The following is a 17,697-nucleotide window of genomic DNA, read 5'->3' as shown; positions in this document are numbered from 1 at the left end:
GACCCAATATTGCTCGCGCATCGATAACGCGTGCAGAAATTGGGTCCCTGCCTTCGCAGGGACGACGGTTTGACAGTATCGCTTAATCGGTCGCCACCACCGTCAACGCCCTCCCGCTCCTGAACCATGCCCGCAGGTTATCGAGCGTCAGCTGCGCCATCGCCGCGCGGGTTTCCACCGTGGCGCTGCCGATGTGCGGCGTGAGCAGCACGTTGTCGAAGCCGAACAGGCGCTCGTCCACGTCCGGCTCCTCGTCGAACACGTCCAGCGCGGCGCCGGCGATGCCGCCCTGGTACAGGGCCGCGATCAGCGCTTCCTCGTCCACCAGCGAACCGCGCGACACGTTCACCAGGTAGCCTTGCGGACCCAGTGCTTGCAGCACGGACGCGTCGATCAGGTGCTCCGTCTCCGGTCCGCCCGGGGCCACGACGACGAGGATATCGGAGTCGCGCGCCAGCGTGCGCAGGTCGGCCTCGTAGCGCCAGGCCAGGCCCTGGTCGCTGCGGCCGTGGTAGGCCAGGACCACGCCGAACGTCTCCAGGCGGCGCGCGATGTCCTTGCCGATGCGGCCAAGGCCGACGATGCCGACATGCTTGCCGGCCAGGCTGGTGCTCAGGGGGAACTGGGCCTTTTTCCAGCGTCCCTCGCGCACGTAGCGGTCGGCCTGCGGCAGGCGGCGCAGCAGCGCCAGCAGCGCACCCACGCACAATTCGGCCACCGCCGCGTTCAGCACGTTCGGGGTGTTGGTCACCACGATGTTGCGCGCGGCCGCCACGTCCATCGGGATGCCGTCGTAGCCGACGCCGATGGTCGAGATGATCTCCAGGTTCGGCAGGCGCGCGACCAGGTCGGCCGGCACCACCAGATTGCTACGCGTGATGATGGCGCGGATGGCGCCCGCGACCGCCGGATCGCGTTCGACGTCGGCGATGCCGACGCGGTCGAAGTCGGCGTCGATCTGGGCCTGCACGTCGGGCGCGAACTCTCCGATCTGCAGCAGGCCCGCCAGCTTGCCCGTCATCGGCCCGCTACCGTCAGCTCGAACGTGCTCACGCCGTCGACGCCGCCGCGCACGCGGTCGCCCGGCACCAGCGCGTCCACGCCGGACGGCGTGCCCGTGAAGATCAGGTCGCCCGGTGCCAGCGCGACGAGGCGCGACAGCGAGGCGATGATGTCGGCGACGGGCCAGATCATCTCGTTCAAGTCGCCTTCCTGCTTCAGCTGGCCGTTCACCTCGAGCCAGATGCGGCCCTGGCGCGGGTGGCCCGTGCGCGCCACCGGCAGCAGCGGCCCGACGGGCGCCGAGGCGTCGAAGCCCTTGGCCATGTCCCAGGGACGGCCGTCCTTCTTGGCGATGGCCTGCAGGTCGCGGCGCGTCAGGTCCAGGCCCACGCCGTAGCCCCACACGAGGTCCAGCGCCTTCTCCGGCGCGATGTCGGTGCCGCCGGCGCCCAGCGCCACCACCAGCTCGATCTCGTGGTGCAGTTCCTGCGTGGCTACCGGGTACGGCACGGCGCCGCTGGCCGGGACGACGGCATCGGCCGGCTTGGTGAAGAAGAACGGCGGTTCGCGGTTCGGGTCGGAACCCATCTCGCGCGCATGGGCGGCATAGTTGCGCCCCACGCAGAACACGCGGCGCAGCGGAAATACCTGGTCGGAGCCGGCCACGGCGAGCGCGGGGACGGGCGGAGGGGTAATGACGAAGCCAGTCATGCTAATCCTTGTAAAGACGGTTGCAGGATGCGCATATGCACGTAGTGCACGCGCAGCGCATCGGACAGCGTATCACAATCGTATTATTGTTCAAGGTGCAATACAGGCAGCGCGTCGCCGCGGCACGCCGCAACGCAAAGGCCCCGGTCCGCGCTGCCGCGGCCGGGGCCTCCTCCTCGTCACTTGCCGGTCAGGCAGGCGTCAGAACTCTTCCCACTCGTCGGCCGTCTGGCGCGCGGTGTCGCGCCGCGCGGCCACCTTGACCTCCGGCTTGACCGCCGTCCGGGCGGCCGGGCGTGCCGCCGGCAGCGCAGCCGGCACCGGCTTGGCGACGGCGGCGGCCCTGGCGACCGGCGTCGTGGCCGGCATGGCGGCGCGCATGCCCGCCGCATCCAGCTTGAACACGGCCACGGCCTGGGCCAGGCGGTCCGCCTGTTCCTGCAGCGCCTGCGAGGCGGCGGCCGCTTCCTCGACGAGGGCGGCGTTCTGCTGGGTCACGTCGTCCATCTGCGTGATGGCCTGGTTGACCTGCTCGATACCGGCGCTCTGCTCCTGGCTGGCCGAGGAGATCTCGCCCAGGATGTCGGTGACGCGGCGCACGCTGTCGACGATGTCCGTCATCGTCGTGCCGGCCTGCTGCACGAGGCGCGTGCCCGCTTCGACCTTGCCGCTCGAATCGTCGATGAGGGTCTTGATCTCCTTGGCGGCGGCGGCCGAGCGCTGGGCCAGGTTGCGCACCTCGCCGGCGACGACGGCGAAGCCGCGGCCCTGTTCGCCCGCACGGGCTGCTTCCACGGCCGCGTTCAGGGCCAGGATATTGGTCTGGAAGGCGATGCCGTCGATGACGGAAATGATGTCGGTGATCTTGCCCGATGCCGCATGGATCTGCGCCATCGTGTCGACCACCTCCGCGATGACTTCGCCGCCGCGCGTCGCGACGCCGGACGCGGTCTCGGCCAGCGTGTTCGCCTGGCGCGCATTGTCCGCGTTCTGGCGCACGGTGCCCGTCAGTTCTTCCATCGACGACGCCGTCTCTTCCAGCGAGCTGGCCTGCTGTTCGGTGCGCGCCGACAGGTCCTGGTTGCCGGCCGAAACCTGGCTCGAGGCGGTGGCGATGGCATCGGTACCCGTGCGCACCGTGGTGACGGTGGCGACCAGGTTCTCGTTCATGGCCTTCAGGGCGCCCAGCAGCTGACCGACCTCGCAGGTGCTCGTCACCTCGACCTTCGTGGTCAGGTCGCCGCCGGCGACGGCGGTCGCGACGTCCAGCGCGTTCTTCAGCGGACGGGTGATCGAGCGGGTGATCCACCAGCCGATGGCGCCGGCCAGGGCCAGCACGATGATGCCCAGTACGATCATCAGCACGCGCGTTTCCTGGTACAGCTTGGCGGCGGCTTCGGCATCGGCGGCGCTCAGGTCCTTCTGCATCTTGATCTGCTCGCCGATCGCCACCAGGTAGGCGGCCAGCACGGGGCGCAGTTCCTTGGCCAGGTAGGCGCGGGCGCCGGCGTCGTCGCCCGCTTCGACCAGCTTGAGCAGTTCCTGGGCACGGCGCGTGTATTGCGCCTGCGACTCCTGCTGGCGGCGCAGGATGGCACGCCCCTGCTCGCTCGTCAGCGTCTTGTCGAGTTCGCCCAACAGGGCATCGATCTCGCGGCGCGAGGACGCGATTTCCTCATGCTGCTTCGCGCGGTCAGCCGGATCGTCGCTCAGCATGATGTTACGCAGCGCCAGCGCGACGTCGGTTACTTCCTTCTGCAGCCGGTTACTCAAATCCACGCGCGGGAGGCGCTTGTTGACGATGGTATCGGTGCCTTCGTTGATCCGGCCGAGCATGACCGTTCCCTGCCCGACCATGAACACCAGCGCCACGCAGAGGAAGCCGAAGCCCATCGTCAGGCGAGTACCAATTTTCATATTTGCAATTTTCATTCTCTCTCCGTCCGACAACGTTTCATTTTTGCGGTATTAACCGTCGGCAACAGGTTAAGACGGCTGTCATTACATGTCGATGGAGAAAAAATAATCTGCCGTGTTTTCTTTAAATGATGAGTTTTCTACGCAACAAAACCCGGGAGTTCCTTATTGTTTAGTAAATTTCTTGCGCAGCAGCCCGTACGCCACGCAACAGCAGGTCGGCGCCGGGCGACAGCAGGTGGTCTTGCTGGCGGATGATGCCGAACGCATCCATCTTGCACGGCAGCTCGACGGGCAGGATGCGCATCACGTTCAGCGAGGCGTAGTACTGCGCGACCTCGAGCGGCATCACGTGCAGCGATTCGGTCTGCTGCAGCAGCGCCGTGATCACCAGCATGGCCGTGGTGTCGACCACGTTCGCGGGCGGCGCCAGGCCGGCGCGGCGGAACATCATGTCGAAGCGGTAGCGCAGGATGCTGCCATGCGGCGGCAGGATCCACGGCAGCGGCGCGATGTCGCCCAGCGCCAGCTGGCGCCGCTCGAGCAGCGGATGGCCGGGCCGCACGACGGCGCAGGCCGGCTCCTCCGTCAATTCCTCGTAGATCAGGCCCGTGGTGTCGCTCGTCTCGAAGATGCGGCCGATCATGAAGTCCAGCGTGCCGTGCTGGAGCTTGTCGAGCAGGACGTTGCTGGTCTCGAGCTGCACGCCGATGCGCAGCAGCGGCGCCTCTTCCTTCACCCGCGCGATGGCGCGCGGCAGCAGGGCCATGGCCGGCGTCATGATCACGCCGACCTCGACCTGCCCCGTGAGCCCGGCCTTCAGCGTGACGATGTCGTCGTGCGCCAGCGCCAGGCTGGTCAGGGCCATGCGCGCGTGGCGAATCATCGTCTCGCCGTAGATCGTGGGCTCCATGCCGCGCGGCAGGCGCTCGAACAGTTTCACGTCGAGCATCTCCTCGAGATCCTTGATCTGCTTGGAGGCGGCCGGCTGCGTCATGTGCAGCTCGTCGGCGGCGCGGTGGATGTTGCGGTAGTCGTCGAGGGCGATCAGCAGCAGCAGCTGGCGGGTCTTGAGGCGCGCCTTCAGGAACCAGTTGGGGTTGGTGGCATCCATCGTTGTCTCATCTTGTTATTGGTGTGCACCCTAAATCGGGTGCCTACCTGCGCAGGGACGACGTTTCACCAGTAACACGTGAATACCGTCGCCCCTGCGCAGGCAGGGGCCCAATTCTTGCATGAACTACGCCGCCCTACCACCCACCACCCGCTGCACCACGCAAAAGACGAACAGCAGCGCCCCGATCACGATTTTGGTCCACCAGGAACTGAGCGTGCCGTCGAAGGCGATCAGGGTCTGGATCGCCCCCAGCACCAGCACGCCCGACAGCGCCCCCGCGATATAGCCGTAGCCGCCCGTGAGCAGCGTGCCGCCGATGACGACGGCCGCGATGGCGTCGAGCTCGATACCCTGCCCGTGCAGGCCGTAGCCGGACAGCATGTAGAACGAGAACAGCACGCCGCCCAGCGCCGCGCACAGGCCCGACAGCGCATACACGGCCACCTTGGTGCGGCCCACGTCCAGGCCCATCATCGCGGCCGACTGCTCGTTGCCGCCGATGGCGTAGACGGCGCGGCCGAACGCCGTGAAATGCGCGAGCCAGACCGCCAGCAGCAGCACGAGCAGCGCGACGACGGCGCCGGGCGACAGGAAGCCGCCCGCCAGCGGGATCTGCGTCTGCGACACGGCCGCGAAGAACGGCTGGTCGATGGTGATCGAATCGATGCTGATGAGATAACAGAGTCCGCGCGCCAGGAACATGCCGGCCAGCGTGACGATGAAGGGCTGCAGCTTGAACAGGTGGATGATCAGGCCCATGGCGCCGCCGAACAGCGCGCCCATGGCCAGCACCGTGGCGATGACGAGCGCCGGGTGCCAGTGCGCCGTCTGCAGCAGCCAGGCGGTGACCATCGTCGCCAGCGCCAGCACGGAGCCCACGGACAGATCGATGCCGCCGGACAGGATGACGAAGCCCATGCCGATGGCCAGCACGAGCAGGAAGGCATTGTCGATCAGCAGGTTGAACAGCACCTGCAGCGACAGGAAGCCCGGATACGCGGCCCCGCCGATGCCCAGCATCGCCACCAGCAGCACGACGGTGACGAGGGACGTGAACCAGGGCGCGGCCGGGATGCCACGCGCGCTGCCTGCGATGGCGCTCATGCGGGCCTCCGGAAGACGAGCTTGCGCAGTTCGCTCGACTGCGAGATGCAGACCACGAACACGACGATGGATTTCACGACCATGTTCACTTCGGGCGGCACGCCCAGCGAATAGATCGTGTAGGTCAGCGTCTGGATGATCAGCGCGCCGATCATGCTGCCCACGAGGCTGAAGCGGCCGCCGGACAACAGCGTGCCGCCCAGCGTGACGGCGAGGATGGCGTCCAGTTCCAGCGCCAGCCCCGCATTGTTGGCGTCGGCGCTCTTGATGTTCGACGTGACCAGCATTCCCGCCAGCCCCGCGCAGGCGCTGCAGAACACGTAGACGAACACGATCAGCGTGGCCGTGCGCAGGCCCGCCAGGCGCGCCGCCACGGGATTGATGCCCACCGCCTGGATGAACAGGCCCAGCGCCGTCTTCTTCACCAGCAGCAGCGTGGCGAGGAACACGGCGGCCACCACGAACAGCGAGAACGGCAGGCCGAACAGGTAGCCGCTGCCCAGGAAGAAGAACGGTTCGTGGTAGACGGTGACGATCTGGCCGTCCGTCAGCAGCTGGGCGAGTCCCCTGCCCGCCACCATCAGGATCAGCGTGGCGACGATGGGCTGCAGCCGGATTCCCGCCACCAGCACGCCGTTCCACAGCCCGCACAGCAGCGCCACGCCGAACCCGGCCAGCAGCGCGGGCGCCATGCTGTCCTTGGCCAGCAGCGCGGCCACGGTGCCGGACAGCGCGACGACGGCGCCGACGGAGATGTCGATGCCGCGCGTGGCGATCACGAGGGTCATGCCCAGCGCGGCCAGCATCAGCGGCGCCGCGCGGTTGAGGATGTCGACGAGGCTGCCGTATAGGTGGCCGTCCTTGATCTCGAGGCGGAAGAAGCCCGGCACGAGGAAGGCGTCGAGCACGAGCAGCACGCACAGCGCGCCGATGGGCCGCAGCAGCGGGTGGGCGAGCCAGGCGCGGCGTGCATCCGCGGCGCGCGCCTGCGCGGGCAGCGATTGCTGGACGCGGGTCGTCATGCGCACTCCTGCACGCCGTCGCCCGCATCATCGCCCGCAATCACCTGCAGGATCGAGGATTCGTCCAGCTCCCCGCGGCGGTACTCGCCACAGGCCTTGCGGTCGCGCATGACGACCATGCGGTCGGACACGCGCAGCACTTCCGGCAGCTCGGACGAGATGAACAGGACGGCCATGCCCTTGCGGCACAGCGCGCTCACGGTGTCCATGATCTCCTGCTTGGCGCGCACGTCGATGCCGCGCGTGGGCTCGTCCAGGATGAGCAGGGCCGGATCCGTCGCCAGCCAGCGCGCCAGCAGCACCTTCTGCTGGTTGCCGCCGGACAGGAGGCCGATCGGCGTCTCGATGCCGGCCGTCTTGATGCCCAGCCACTTGACGTAGTCGTTGGCCAGCTGCTGCTGGCGCTTCATCGGGATCGCGCGCCAGATACCCTGCCTGGCCTGCAGCGCCAGCACGACGTTTTCGCGCACGGACAGCGGCAGGATCGCGCCTTCGTGCTTGCGGTCTTCCGAACAGAAGGCGATGCCCTGGGCGATGGCGTCGCGCGGATTGGCGAAGCCGTGCCCCTTGCCGTCCACGTGGATGGTGCCGGCATCGCGCCGGTCGGCGCCGAACAGCAGGCGCGCCGTCTCCGTGCGGCCGGAGCCGAGCAGGCCCGCAAGGCCCAGCAGCTCGCCGCGCCGCACGTCCAGGTCGACGGGCGACAGCACACCCTTGCGGGCGATGCCGCGCGCGGCCAGGAACACGTCGCCCCCTTCGGGCCGCGCGGGCGCCGCCTCGGCGGCATCCGGCGCAGCGCTGTCGGCCGGGGCGCCGATCATCTTGTTCACCAGCGCCAGGCGCGACAGCGCGCTGCACGCGTATTCGCCTTCGCGCTCGCCATTGCGCATGACGGTGATGCGGTCCGAGATCGCATAGGTCTGGTCAAGGAAATGGGTGACGAACAGGATCGCCATGCCTTCCTCGCGCAGGCGGCGCAGCACGGCGAACAGCGTCTGCACCTCCGATTCGTCGAGGCTGGACGTGGGCTCGTCGAGGATCAGCACGCGCGATTGCGTGTTCAGTGCGCGCGCGATGGCGACCATCTGCTGGATCGCGAGCGGATAGTCGGCCAGCGGCCGGGCCACGTCGATGCGGATCTGCAGGCGTTCGAGCAGCGCACGTGCCTGCGACCGCATCGTGCGCCAGTCGATCGGGCCCCAGCGCATGCCCCATCGCCGCGGATAGCGCCCGATGAAGATGTTTTCGGCGACCGACAGGTTCGGGCACAGGTTCACTTCCTGGTACACGGTGCTGATGCCCAGGTCCTGCGCGTCCTGCGTGGAGCGCGGCCGGATGGCCTGGCCGTCCAGCACGACGCCGCCCGCGTCGGGTTGATAAACGCCCGTGAGCACCTTGATCAGCGTGGACTTGCCGGCGCCGTTCTGGCCCATGAGCGTGTGGACTTCGCCGGGAAACAGGCGCAGGCCGGCGTCGCACAAGGCCTTCACGCCGGGGAACTGCTTGTGGATGCCGGTGACCTCGAGGACCGGCTGGCTGGCGGCGACCATGGCCGCGTCAGTAGCGGCGGTTCGGGAGTTCCTTGGCCGCCACCTCCGCCGGGAACACGCCCTCGTTGACGGTGATGCGCTTGGCGACCGGCTTGCCGGCCGCGACCTCCTGGGCGGTCTGCACGAGGATCGGTCCCAGCAGCGGATTGCACTCGATGGTGACGTTCAGCTTGCCGGCCTTCATCGCCTCGAACGCGCCGCGCACGCCGTCGATCGACACGATGACGATATCCTTGCCCGGTTTCAGGCCCGCTTCCTCGATCGCCTGGATCGCGCCGATGGCCATGTCGTCGTTGTGCGCGTACAGCACGTTGATGTTCTTGCCCTCGGACTTCAGGAAGGCTTCCATCACTTCCTTGCCCTTGGCGCGGGTGAAGTCGCCCGTCTGCGAGCGGATCACCTTCAGCTTCGGATTCGCCGCGATGGCTTCCGCGAAGCCCTTCTTGCGGTCGTTCGCCGGCGCCGCGCCCGTCGTGCCCTGCAGCTCGACGATGTTCAGCGGCTTGTCGCCGTTCTTCTTCGCATAGTCCAGCAGCCACTTGCCGGCGCGCCGGCCTTCCTCGACGAAGTCGGAGCCGATGAAGCTGACGTACAGCGACGGGTCGCTGACCTTGACGGAACGGTCGGTCAGGATCACGGGAATCTTCGCGTTCTTCGCTTCGCGCAGCACGGTCTCCCAGCCCGTCTCCACGACCGGCGAGAACGCGATGATGTCGACGCGCTGGGCGATGAAGGAACGGATGGCCTTGACCTGGTTCTGCTGCTGTTGCTGGGCGTCCGCGAACTTCAGGTTGATGCCGGCGCGCTTGGTCGCGTCCTTGATCGAGGCGGTGTTCGCCGTGCGCCACTCGCTTTCGGCGCCGACCTGCGAAAAGCCGATGGTGAGGGGTTTGGCGGCGAATGCCGGGAGGGCGGCGGTGCACGATGCGGCAGCCGCCGCACCCAGGAAAGTCCTGCGGGTGAGGGTCATCACGTTGTCTCCGTTTTTTTCTGTCTAGTGTCCAGATACTATGCCAGAAAGTGATGCTCAACCAATCAAATTTTTGATTAGTGCAATACGCTTTTCGATATCAGAACTGCCCGCCCACGGGCGTCGTCTCGAAGCGCTCGCCGAAGCCGGCGATCATCGGCCGCGCCTGGGCAATGGCCTTTTGCACGCCCGGCAGCGCCAGCGAGGCTTTGTGGCTCTCCTTGCTGTCCCACGCTTCCGTGATCCAGATCGCATCGGCATCCGTCGGGTCGTGGGCGACGATGTAGCTGCGGCAGCCCGGCATGTCCTTCGTGCCTTCCAGCAGCAGGCTGACGACGGCGTCGCGCTTGCCCGGCGCGGTGCGCATTTTTCCGATCAATCCGTACATGGCATTTCCTCGTTGGGCCAGGCCCGGCAAGGGCAGCGACACGATGGTGGCGGCGGCTGCGGCGACGATGACATCACGGCGGTCTGCGGGCATGGCGGGTGGATGTAGGTGGAAGACGTTCCATCTTGTCACATGAACATGCGCGGGGCAACGATTTCATCGGGGCGCGCGAAAACCCGGCAAGGCAAGGAAGCGGTCCGCCACGAACTGCACGAACAGCCTGGCGCGCAGCGGCTGGTAGCGGCGCGACGGATACAGCAGATGGAGGTCCTGCGGCGTGGCCCACCAGTCGGGCAATACGCGCACGAGCCCTCCCCCGTCGAGCAGGTCGCGCACCAGCCACTCCGGGCACAGGCCGATGCCGCCGCCAGCCGCCAGCGCGTCGCGGATCGCCAGCGCGTTGTTGATGCGGTAGCGGCTTCGCGTCTCCACGCGGACCTGTTCTCCGGATCGCGTCAGGTCGAGCGCAGCGCCGGCACCGGCGGCGCCCGTGGCGAAGCGGACGAAGTCGTGCGCCGCCAGGTCGTCCGGCTGCAGCGGCACCCCGCGTCGGGCAAGGTAGGCCGGGGCCGCGACGAGGAAGCGCGGCACCACGGCCAGGTGCCGTCCGACCGCGCTTTGCGACAGATGCCGGGCCGGCTCCGGCGCCGCCAGCCGCAGGGCGATGTCGACGCCCTCCGCGACCAGGTCGACGAAGCGGTCGTCGAACACGAGTTCCACGCCAATGTCCGGATAGGCGCGCATGAATTCCTGCACCAGCGCGTTGACGCGGAACTGCCCGAGGCCGACGGGCGCATGGATGCGCAGGAAGCCGGCCGGCTGGCCGCTCGCGCCCTGGATCTCGCCGATGGCGGCCTCGTACTGTTCCGTCATCGCCTTGGCGTGGTCGTAGAAACGCAGGCCATGCTCGGTGGGGACCGGGCCCTTGGTGCTGCGCTCCAGCAGGCGCACGTTCAATTGCGCTTCCAGCTGGGCGATCACCTTGCTCACCGTGGGCTGGGTCGTGCCGAACTCGCGCGCGACGGCCGTCAGGCTGCCCAGTTCGACGGTCCGTACGAGGAATTGCATCGCCCTCAAGGTATCCATGCCCCTCCTTCATTCCGAAATGGCATGAACTATAGTCGATTTCGAGCCATTCCTGGCCATTCCGGAAGCCGCTATCGTGGCCGCTCCATCGACAAAGGAGCAGCACATGCGTACATCACTCACGAAGACGGCCATGTTCGCACTGGCCATGGCCGTCGGCGCCAACGGCGCGGCCGCGGAAAGCTGGGCGACGTCCTGGCATGCCAGTCCGCAGCCGGCCTGGGGACCGGACTTCATCCTGCCCACCGGCGTGCCCTCCCACCTGGAACGCCAGACGACGCGCGACACGGTGCGCCTGAGCACGGGCGGCACGCGCCTGCGCCTCGTGCTGTCGAACCGCTACGGTCACGCGCCCGTCGCCGTCGGCGGCGTCAAGGTCGCGCAGGATGGGCGCAGCGCCGGCGTCACCTTCGCGGGGCAGTCCGCCGCCGTCATCCGGCCCGGTGCCCAGCTCGTCAGCGACCCCGTCGCGTTCGCGGCCGCTTCGCTGTCGCGGCTGGACGTCGTCACCTGGTTCCCCGGCAAGGTGGCGGTCGACAGCTTCCACTGGGGCGCCCAGCAGACGGTCGCCATCGCCGCCGGCGACCGGACGGGCACGCCCGGCTTCGCGGCGGACACGCTGGTCCCGGGACGGCTGTTCCTGAATGCCGTGCTGGTCGAGACGCCGCCGGCGCAGGCGCGCACCGTCGTCGTGCTGGGCGACTCGATCACGGACGGCAACGGCTCGACCCCGGACCAGGACCGGCGCTGGCCGGACGCGCTGGCGCGGCGGCTGGCGCCGCATGGCATCGCCGTCGCCAACGCGGGCATTTCCGGCGCGCGCCTGCTGCGCGACGGCATGGGCGTGAATGCGCTGGCGCGGCTGGAGCAGGACGTGTTCGGCCTGCCCGGCGCCACCGACCTGGTCGTGCTGCTGGGGACGAACGACATCGGCTGGCCGGGCAGCCCGTTCGCGCCAGGCGAGGCGCCGATGTCGTTCGAGGAGTTCACGGCAGGCTATGCGCAGCTGGTCGCGGCCGCCCATGCGCGCGGCCTGCGCGTGACGGGCGCCACGGTGCCGCCGTTCGAGCACGCGCTGGAAGGCACGCCCTACGCGGGCCACTACAGCGAGGCGAAGGAAGCGCTGCGGCAGCGGGTCAACGCGTGGATCCGCAGCGGCGCGCCGTTCGACGCCGTCGTCGACGCCGACGCCCTGCTGCGCGACCCGCGCCATCCGCGCCGCCTGCTGCCCGCCTACGACTCGGGCGACCACCTGCATCCGGGCGACAGGGGTTACGAAGCGATGGCCGATGCGGTCGACATCCGCGTGTTCGCGCGGCGCCGCTGATGCCGCCCGTGTGGATCAGCCTTCGACGGCGACGACCATCACGGACTTCGCCGGCACCTTGATCGTCAGCTTGCCGCCGGCCGCGGTGGCGCTGAACGGAGACGGCTTGACGGCATCCTTGCGTTCGAAGGTATTGTGGGCGTCCATCGCGTCGGCGGTGAGCACCTGGCCGCGCACGGCGTTCACGGACTGGCCGGCGACGCCCAGCACCACGTCGGTGGCGTCGCGCGGGTTGGTGTTCACCAGCGCGACGTAGGTCTTGCCGTCCTTGCCGCGCGCCGCCGAGGCGCTGATGCCCGGCACGCCGCGGCCGTTCACGGCGTAGGTCGCGTTGTTCGACAGCGCCACCGGCAGCGAGGTCGCGCCCTGGAACGGCACGTACATCTGGAAGGCGTAGTAGGTCGGCGTCACCAGCATGCGGTCCTTGTCGGTGATGATCATGGCCTGCAGCACGTTGACCATCTGCGCAATGTTCGTCATGCGCACGCGATCCGCGTACTGGTGGAAGATGTTGAAGTTGAGGGCCGCCACGACGGCGTCGCGGATGGTATTCCGCTGGAACAGGAAGCCCGGGTTGGTGCCCGGCTCCACGTCGTACCAGGTGCCCCACTCGTCCACGTAGAAGCCGATCTTCTTCTGCGGGTCGTTCTTGTCGAGGATGGCGACGTTGCGCTTGATGTAGTCGTCCATGCGCAGCGTGCCGGCCATCGTCGAGAACCACTCCGATTCCGGGAAGCCGATGGCCGCGCCCTTCCGTTCCCAGACGCCGGTCGGCAGCGTGTAGTAGTGGAAGCTGATGGCGTCGGTGCCCCGCGCCGCCTCGCGGCTCAGGACGTCGGTCCACGTGGTGTCCTCGTCGTGGCCGCCGCTGGCGATGAATTTCGGCAGGCGCTCCTTGGGCGCCTTCATAAAGGTCGTGTAGTGCTTGTACAGGTCCACGTAGTACTCGGGCCGCATATTGCCGCCGCAGCCCCAGTTCTCGTTGCCCACGGCGAAATAGTCGACCTTGAACGGCTTCGGATGGCCGTTCTTCGCGCGCAGCTGGGCCAGCGAGGAATCGCCTTCCGACGTCATGTACTCGATCCACTCGGCCATCTCCTGGGGCGTGCCGGTACCCAGGTTGCCGTTGACGTAGGCGTCCGCGCCCAGCATCTCGACGAGGTCGAAGAATTCGTGGGTGCCCACCGCATTGCTCTCGGGGACGCCGCCCCAGTTCGTGTTCACCTTCACGGGCCGCTTGTTGCGCGCGCCGATGCCGTCGCGCCAGTGGTATTCGTCGGCGAAGCAGCCGCCCGGCCAGCGCACCAGCGGCACGTGCAGTTCCTTCAGCGCCTTGACGACGTCGTTGCGCCAGCCCCGCGTATTCGGGATCTTCGATTCCGGTCCCACCCACATGCCCTCGTAGATGCCCGCGCCAAGGTGCTCGGCGAACTGGCCGTAGACGTTCTTGTTGATGACGGCGCCGGGCTTGCCGGCGTCGACGCTGACGTTCACCTGCGCAAAGGCCGGCAAGGCGGCCAGGATGCCGAGTGCGAGGACGGCGGGTCGGAATGCTTTCATCGGTGGGTCTCCCTTGTTGTTGATATGTGGTTGTGATGCGATTACTCGAAGCGCGCGACGAAGCCGCCGCGCGCCTTGACGACGATCTTCTGCCTGCCGCCGGCCAGCGTGCCCTGCGCGAAGTCGCGTTCGCCGGCGCCGTCCGTGATGAGCTGGCCGCTGCGGCCGGCGAGGAAGGCCAGGTCGAGGTCGAGCGTCGCGTCCTCGTCCGTGCCGTTGAAGCCGGCCACGTACCAGGCGCTGCCCGCCTTCCTGGCGATGACGGCGTGGCGGCCCGGGTCGCCCGCGACGAACCGCACGTCGTCCCAGCTGCGCGGCAGCGTGCGCAGGAAGGCCTTCACGTAGGGCGGCGCCTTGGCCATGCCTTCGGGGATCTCGGCGTAGTGCTGGATCCCGGACAGGAACAGCACGGACTCGGCCAGCTCGAAGCCGTTGCGGGTGACGCGGCGGATCTTCGGGATGTCGCCGAAGACCATGGGCGTGAAGTCCATCGGGTCGAACAGGTTGCGCGTGAACGGCAGCATGGCCGCGTGCGCCGGCACGGCATCCTGGTCCTTCTGCTCGAAGGTCGTGTATTCGAAGCCGCGCACGGCTTCCGCCGTCATCAGGTTCGGATAGGTGCGCGCCCAGCCGCGCGGCAGCGTCGCGCCGTGGAAGTTCACCAGCAGGCCGGCCGCCGCCGCGTCGTCCAGGATGTCGACGTAGTAGCGGATCATCGACTGGCCGTCGCCGTTGAAGAAGTCGACCTTGATGCCCTTGATCCCCATCCCTGCGATGCGCGCGAACTCCGCCTTGCGCTGCGCGTGCGTCAGCAGCTTGCTCTTGGGCGTGAACGGCACGTCGTTCCAGTTGCCGGACGAGTTGTACCAGGCCAGCAGGCCGATCCGTTTGGATTGCGCGTAGCGCGCCAGCGCGGCCATCCGTTCGTAGCCGATGCGCTTGTCCCACTCGGCATCGACCAGCGTGTAGTTCCAGCCCATGTCGGCGGCGTAGTCGATGAAGCGCTTCTGCGTGTCGAACTCGGTGGCGTCGTCCTTCAGCAGCGCCCAGCTCCAGGACGCGTGGCCGGGAACCGCTTTGGCGCGGTCGAACGCGATTGCCGGCGCCGCGAGGTCCGTGCCCAGCGTCGATTCGACCAGCGTGCCCAGGCTGCCGATGGCGGCGACGCGCCAGGGCGAGGTCAGCGTGCCGCGGGCCGAGGCCAGCAAGGCGTTGCCCATCGGCGCGTCGGCCACTTCCGGCGCCATCGGCGTGCCGAGGCGGTAGACGCCGCCCTCGGAGCGCGCTGCCAGGCGCGACGCATGCCAGCTGCCGTCCATGCCCGTCTCGGTCAGCGCGACCCAGGTGTCGCCCGTGCGGAACAGCGCGGGGAACACCCAGCCCGCCATCGGCGACGGCGTGCCGACGGGGATGCCGCGCTGGTAGTGTTCTTCGTACGAGGGATTGGCGCGGCCCCAGCCGACCTGCGCCACGGCGACCGGCTGCAGCCAGGCCTTCGCGTCCCGGGCGAACGCGAAGCTCGTCGCCTCGCTGACGAAGGTCTTCAGCGGCAGGCCGGCATCGGCGACGACGTAGCGGAAGGCGACGCCGTCGTTCGAGACGCGGAATGCGACATCCATCGTCTGGCCCTTGGCATTGCGCACCGTGACCACCTGTTCGTTGGCGCGGTAGCCGATCCGGCGCTTCTTGCCGGCGGCGAGCTCGTAGTCGTCGGCGACGGCGCGCACGGGCGAGGCCTGCGCCAGCGTCAGGCCGCTGGCGAGGTCGGCGCCTTCCAGCACGAGGCCCAGCGCGGACGGCAGGATCACGGGTTTGCCGTCGCGCTGGACGGCGTATTCGAGCGTGCCGGCGGGCGTCACGCGCACGTCGACGCTCAGGTGGCGGTCGGGACTCGCGAGGGGAGCGGCGAAGGGGGCGGCGACGGCGGCGGGTACGGCGAATGCAAGGACGATCGGAACGAATCTGGTCATGGCGGATCCGCGACAGGGTTGCATCGCGTCGCCCCGCCTGCGCGGGACGACGGCATCGGGTAGGGCTCGGCGCGATGCCGTCACGTCCAGCCCGCGTCCACGACGAAGTCCTGGCCCGTGCACATCTTGCTGTCGTCGGCCGCGAGGAACAGCACCATGGCCGCGATATCGTCGGGCATCAGCTTGCCGGGCAGGCACTGGGCGCGCACGATCTCGGCCTCGCCCGCCTCGTCCAGCCACAGGTCGATCTGGCGCTGCGTCATGACCCAGCCCGGCGTGACTGTGTTGACGCGGATGTTGAACTTGCCCAGGTCGCGCGCCAGGCAGCGCGTCAGGCCGATGACGGAGGCCTTGGTGGCCGCATAGATCGGGTAGCCCGGATTCTTGGCGTGGAAGGACATCGAGCTGAAGTTGATGACGGAACCGCCGCCGCGCCGCTTCATGCCCTCCAGCGCGGCCTGCACGGTGAAGAACATGGGACGCTGGTTGATGGCGATGCGCTCGTCGAAGTAGTCGACGGTGACGTCGTCGATCCCGTGGCGCTGGTCGTTGGCGGCGTTGTTCACGACCACGTCGAAGTCGCCCAGCTGCGCCGCCATCCCGGCCATCACGGCCTGCAGCGCGGGAATGTCGGTGATGTCGCAGCGGCGAAAAACCGGGGTCCGGTGACCGGCAGCTTCCAGCCGCGACACCAGCGCCTCGCTCGCCTCGACCATGATATCGACGAATCCGACCACGGCGCCCTGCTCCGCCAGCGCGGCCACGATCGCCTCGCCGATGCCGCTGCCGCCTCCCGTCACGAATACCCGCCGCCCCTCCAGGCTCGGGTACTTGGCCCACTTTGTCATGCGTGTCTCCGTCTCGTTCTATGTGTTATGGTGCGCTGCGCGGTCCCGCCTACAGCGTCTTCACCTGCGCATACGGGGCCGGGTGGACGGCCAGCGGATTGCGCAGCGCCGGCCCGAACTGGGGCGACGCGATCTCGAAGGTCTCGCCCGCCTCCACCCGCACGTTGTCGGCGAAGCTCAGCGTCGCCGTGCCGAAGAAATGCACGTGCACGTCGCCGGGACGCTTGAACAGGCCGTACTTGAAATGGTGGTGCTCCAGGTTGGCGACCGTATGCGACATGTTCCGTTCGCCCGACACGAAGGCCTTTTCCCAGCGCACGCGGCCATCCTTGTCCAGCACCCGCGACACGCCCTCGACGTGGTCCGGCAGTTCCCCCACCAGCAGCGCGGGGCCGACGCCGCAGCTGCGCAGCTTCGAATGCGCGAGGTACAGGTAGTTCTGGCGCTCCGTCACGTGGTCGGAGAACTCGTTGCCGAGGGCGAAGCCGACGCGCCAGGGCTGGCCGTCGTCGCCGATCACGTACAGGCCGGCGATCTCCGGCTCCTCGCCGCCGTCCAGCGCGAATGCCGGCATGTCCAGCGCCTGGCCGGACGCGCGCACGATCGAGCCGTCGCCCTTGTAGAACCACTCCGGCTGCACGCCGGCCGTTCCCGCCTGCGGCTTGCCGCCTTCGACGCCCATGCGGAACATCTTCATGGAATCGGACAGGTTCTCGACGTCGCCGCCGATCTTCTTGTGCATGGCGTCGCGCGTGTCGGCGCTGCCCAGGTGCGTGAGGCCCGTGCCGGTGACGTAGCAGTGGGCAGGATCGGGATGGTCCAGCGGCGGCAGCACGCGGCCTTGTGCGGCAATCGCTTCATAGGAATCGGTGTCCGTGCCGGCGCCCGCATGGGCCAGCGCGGCAAGGCCCTTGCCCTGCGCGATGGCGGCCCTGGCCAGCTCCAGCATGGTGGCGTAACCGCCGACGGGGGTGACGGTATCGCCGTCGAGGATACCGACGCGGCGCGCGCCGGCGGCGGTGGTGTATTGAATGAGCAGCATCTGGTGTCTCCGTGTTGTTTACGCACATGGTGGGCACGTGGTGCCCACCCTACGTCCGGATGCGCAGGGTGGGCATCACATGC

General features: G+C 68.3%; 15 protein-coding genes. 1 reads left to right on the top strand and 14 read right to left on the bottom strand.

Annotated features, from left to right (window positions below):
* Positions 1-82: 82 nt before the first annotated feature.
* The 10 genes from ACI1V7_RS11545 to ACI1V7_RS11500 all read right to left on the bottom strand — a co-directional run bounded on the left by ACI1V7_RS11545 (position 83) and on the right by ACI1V7_RS11500 (position 10,867).
* Complete coding sequence (locus tag ACI1V7_RS11545; protein ID WP_404531906.1) at positions 83-1,021, bottom strand: 2-hydroxyacid dehydrogenase; 939 nt, start codon at positions 1,019-1,021, stop codon at positions 83-85.
* On the bottom strand, positions 1,018-1,713 hold the full coding sequence (locus tag ACI1V7_RS11540; RefSeq protein WP_404531905.1) for a fumarylacetoacetate hydrolase family protein: 696 nt from the start codon (positions 1,711-1,713) through the stop codon (positions 1,018-1,020). The genes ACI1V7_RS11545 and ACI1V7_RS11540 overlap by 4 nt, the downstream gene beginning before the upstream one ends.
* Positions 1,714-1,914: 201 nt before the next feature.
* Positions 1,915-3,630, bottom strand: a complete 1,716-nt coding sequence (locus ACI1V7_RS11535; RefSeq protein WP_404531904.1) for a methyl-accepting chemotaxis protein — start codon at positions 3,628-3,630, stop codon at positions 1,915-1,917.
* Between the two features lie 172 nt (positions 3,631-3,802).
* Complete coding sequence (locus ACI1V7_RS11530) at positions 3,803-4,744, bottom strand: LysR family transcriptional regulator (RefSeq protein ID WP_404531903.1); 942 nt, start codon at positions 4,742-4,744, stop codon at positions 3,803-3,805.
* Positions 4,745-4,870: 126 nt separating this feature from the next.
* Positions 4,871-5,851 (bottom strand): galactofuranose ABC transporter, permease protein YjfF, encoded by a 981-nt coding sequence (gene yjfF / locus ACI1V7_RS11525; protein WP_404531902.1) that lies wholly within the window; start codon positions 5,849-5,851, stop codon positions 4,871-4,873.
* Entirely contained in the window at positions 5,848-6,873 is a 1,026-nt protein-coding gene (locus ACI1V7_RS11520; RefSeq protein ID WP_404531901.1) for an ABC transporter permease, read from the bottom strand. The genes yjfF and ACI1V7_RS11520 overlap by 4 nt, the downstream gene beginning before the upstream one ends.
* Positions 6,870-8,423 (bottom strand): sugar ABC transporter ATP-binding protein, encoded by a 1,554-nt coding sequence (locus ACI1V7_RS11515; protein ID WP_404531900.1) that lies wholly within the window; start codon positions 8,421-8,423, stop codon positions 6,870-6,872. Before ACI1V7_RS11515 ends, ACI1V7_RS11520 begins: the two co-directional genes overlap by 4 nt.
* 7 nt (positions 8,424-8,430) lie before the next feature.
* Positions 8,431-9,393: an ABC transporter substrate-binding protein gene (locus tag ACI1V7_RS11510; protein WP_404531899.1), complete on the bottom strand. Its 963-nt coding sequence runs from the start codon at positions 9,391-9,393 to the stop codon at positions 8,431-8,433.
* A gap of 100 nt (positions 9,394-9,493) precedes the next feature.
* Positions 9,494-9,874 carry a putative quinol monooxygenase gene (locus tag ACI1V7_RS11505; protein WP_404531898.1) on the bottom strand — a complete coding sequence of 127 codons (381 nt, stop codon included), beginning with the start codon at positions 9,872-9,874 and terminating at the stop codon, positions 9,494-9,496.
* 63 nt (positions 9,875-9,937) lie between these two features.
* Positions 9,938-10,867, bottom strand: coding sequence for a LysR family transcriptional regulator (locus tag ACI1V7_RS11500; protein WP_404531897.1), 930 nt, complete (start codon positions 10,865-10,867; stop codon positions 9,938-9,940).
* Positions 10,868-10,973: 106 nt separating this feature from the next.
* Between ACI1V7_RS11500 and ACI1V7_RS11495 the strand changes: the two genes are divergently transcribed.
* On the top strand, positions 10,974-12,194 hold the full coding sequence (locus ACI1V7_RS11495) for an SGNH/GDSL hydrolase family protein (protein WP_404531896.1): 1,221 nt from the start codon (positions 10,974-10,976) through the stop codon (positions 12,192-12,194).
* 15 nt (positions 12,195-12,209) lie between these two features.
* Here ACI1V7_RS11495 and ACI1V7_RS11490 read toward each other — a convergent pair whose 3' ends face one another.
* From ACI1V7_RS11490 to araD1, 4 genes are all read right to left on the bottom strand, one after another.
* On the bottom strand, positions 12,210-13,754 hold the full coding sequence (locus tag ACI1V7_RS11490) for an alpha-N-arabinofuranosidase (protein ID WP_404531895.1): 1,545 nt from the start codon (positions 13,752-13,754) through the stop codon (positions 12,210-12,212).
* A 41-nt stretch (positions 13,755-13,795) separates the two neighbouring features.
* The gene (locus ACI1V7_RS11485) at positions 13,796-15,724 is read right to left on the bottom strand and encodes a glycoside hydrolase family 97 protein (RefSeq protein WP_404531894.1); all 1,929 of its coding nucleotides are present in this window, start codon (positions 15,722-15,724) and stop codon (positions 13,796-13,798) included.
* Between the two features lie 80 nt (positions 15,725-15,804).
* Complete coding sequence (locus ACI1V7_RS11480; RefSeq protein WP_404531893.1) at positions 15,805-16,572, bottom strand: SDR family NAD(P)-dependent oxidoreductase; 768 nt, start codon at positions 16,570-16,572, stop codon at positions 15,805-15,807.
* 49 nt (positions 16,573-16,621) lie between these two features.
* Entirely contained in the window at positions 16,622-17,614 is a 993-nt protein-coding gene (gene araD1 / locus ACI1V7_RS11475; protein WP_404531892.1) for an AraD1 family protein, read from the bottom strand.
* Between the last annotated feature and the right edge of the window lie 83 nt (positions 17,615-17,697).

This window comes from Massilia paldalensis, from assembly GCF_044901715.1.
Lineage (GTDB): Bacteria > Pseudomonadota > Gammaproteobacteria > Burkholderiales > Burkholderiaceae_D > Telluria > Telluria paldalensis.
The sequence above is the reverse complement of the archived record's forward strand: the minus strand, read 5'-3'. Positions and strand labels throughout refer to the sequence as shown.

Bases quoted from the DNA above. Each gene is read 5' to 3' on its own strand.
- ACI1V7_RS11545 (WP_404531906.1), bottom strand. From the start codon at position 1,021: ATGACGGGCAAGCTGGCGGGCCTGCTGCAGATCGGAGAGTTCGCGCCC.
- ACI1V7_RS11540 (WP_404531905.1), bottom strand. From the start codon at position 1,713: ATGACTGGCTTCGTCATTACCCCTCCGCCCGTCCCCGCGCTCGCCGTG.
- ACI1V7_RS11535 (WP_404531904.1), bottom strand. From the start codon at position 3,630: ATGAAAATTGGTACTCGCCTGACGATGGGCTTCGGCTTCCTCTGCGTG.
- ACI1V7_RS11530 (WP_404531903.1), bottom strand. From the start codon at position 4,744: ATGGATGCCACCAACCCCAACTGGTTCCTGAAGGCGCGCCTCAAGACC.
- yjfF (WP_404531902.1), bottom strand. From the start codon at position 5,851: ATGAGCGCCATCGCAGGCAGCGCGCGTGGCATCCCGGCCGCGCCCTGG.
- ACI1V7_RS11520 (WP_404531901.1), bottom strand. From the start codon at position 6,873: ATGACGACCCGCGTCCAGCAATCGCTGCCCGCGCAGGCGCGCGCCGCG.
- ACI1V7_RS11515 (WP_404531900.1), bottom strand. From the start codon at position 8,423: ATGGTCGCCGCCAGCCAGCCGGTCCTCGAGGTCACCGGCATCCACAAG.
- ACI1V7_RS11510 (WP_404531899.1), bottom strand. From the start codon at position 9,393: ATGACCCTCACCCGCAGGACTTTCCTGGGTGCGGCGGCTGCCGCATCG.
- ACI1V7_RS11505 (WP_404531898.1), bottom strand. From the start codon at position 9,874: ATGCCCGCAGACCGCCGTGATGTCATCGTCGCCGCAGCCGCCGCCACC.
- ACI1V7_RS11500 (WP_404531897.1), bottom strand. From the start codon at position 10,867: ATGGATACCTTGAGGGCGATGCAATTCCTCGTACGGACCGTCGAACTG.
- ACI1V7_RS11495 (WP_404531896.1), top strand. From the start codon at position 10,974: ATGCGTACATCACTCACGAAGACGGCCATGTTCGCACTGGCCATGGCC.
- ACI1V7_RS11490 (WP_404531895.1), bottom strand. From the start codon at position 13,754: ATGAAAGCATTCCGACCCGCCGTCCTCGCACTCGGCATCCTGGCCGCC.
- ACI1V7_RS11485 (WP_404531894.1), bottom strand. From the start codon at position 15,724: ATGACCAGATTCGTTCCGATCGTCCTTGCATTCGCCGTACCCGCCGCC.
- ACI1V7_RS11480 (WP_404531893.1), bottom strand. From the start codon at position 16,572: ATGACAAAGTGGGCCAAGTACCCGAGCCTGGAGGGGCGGCGGGTATTC.
- araD1 (WP_404531892.1), bottom strand. From the start codon at position 17,614: ATGCTGCTCATTCAATACACCACCGCCGCCGGCGCGCGCCGCGTCGGT.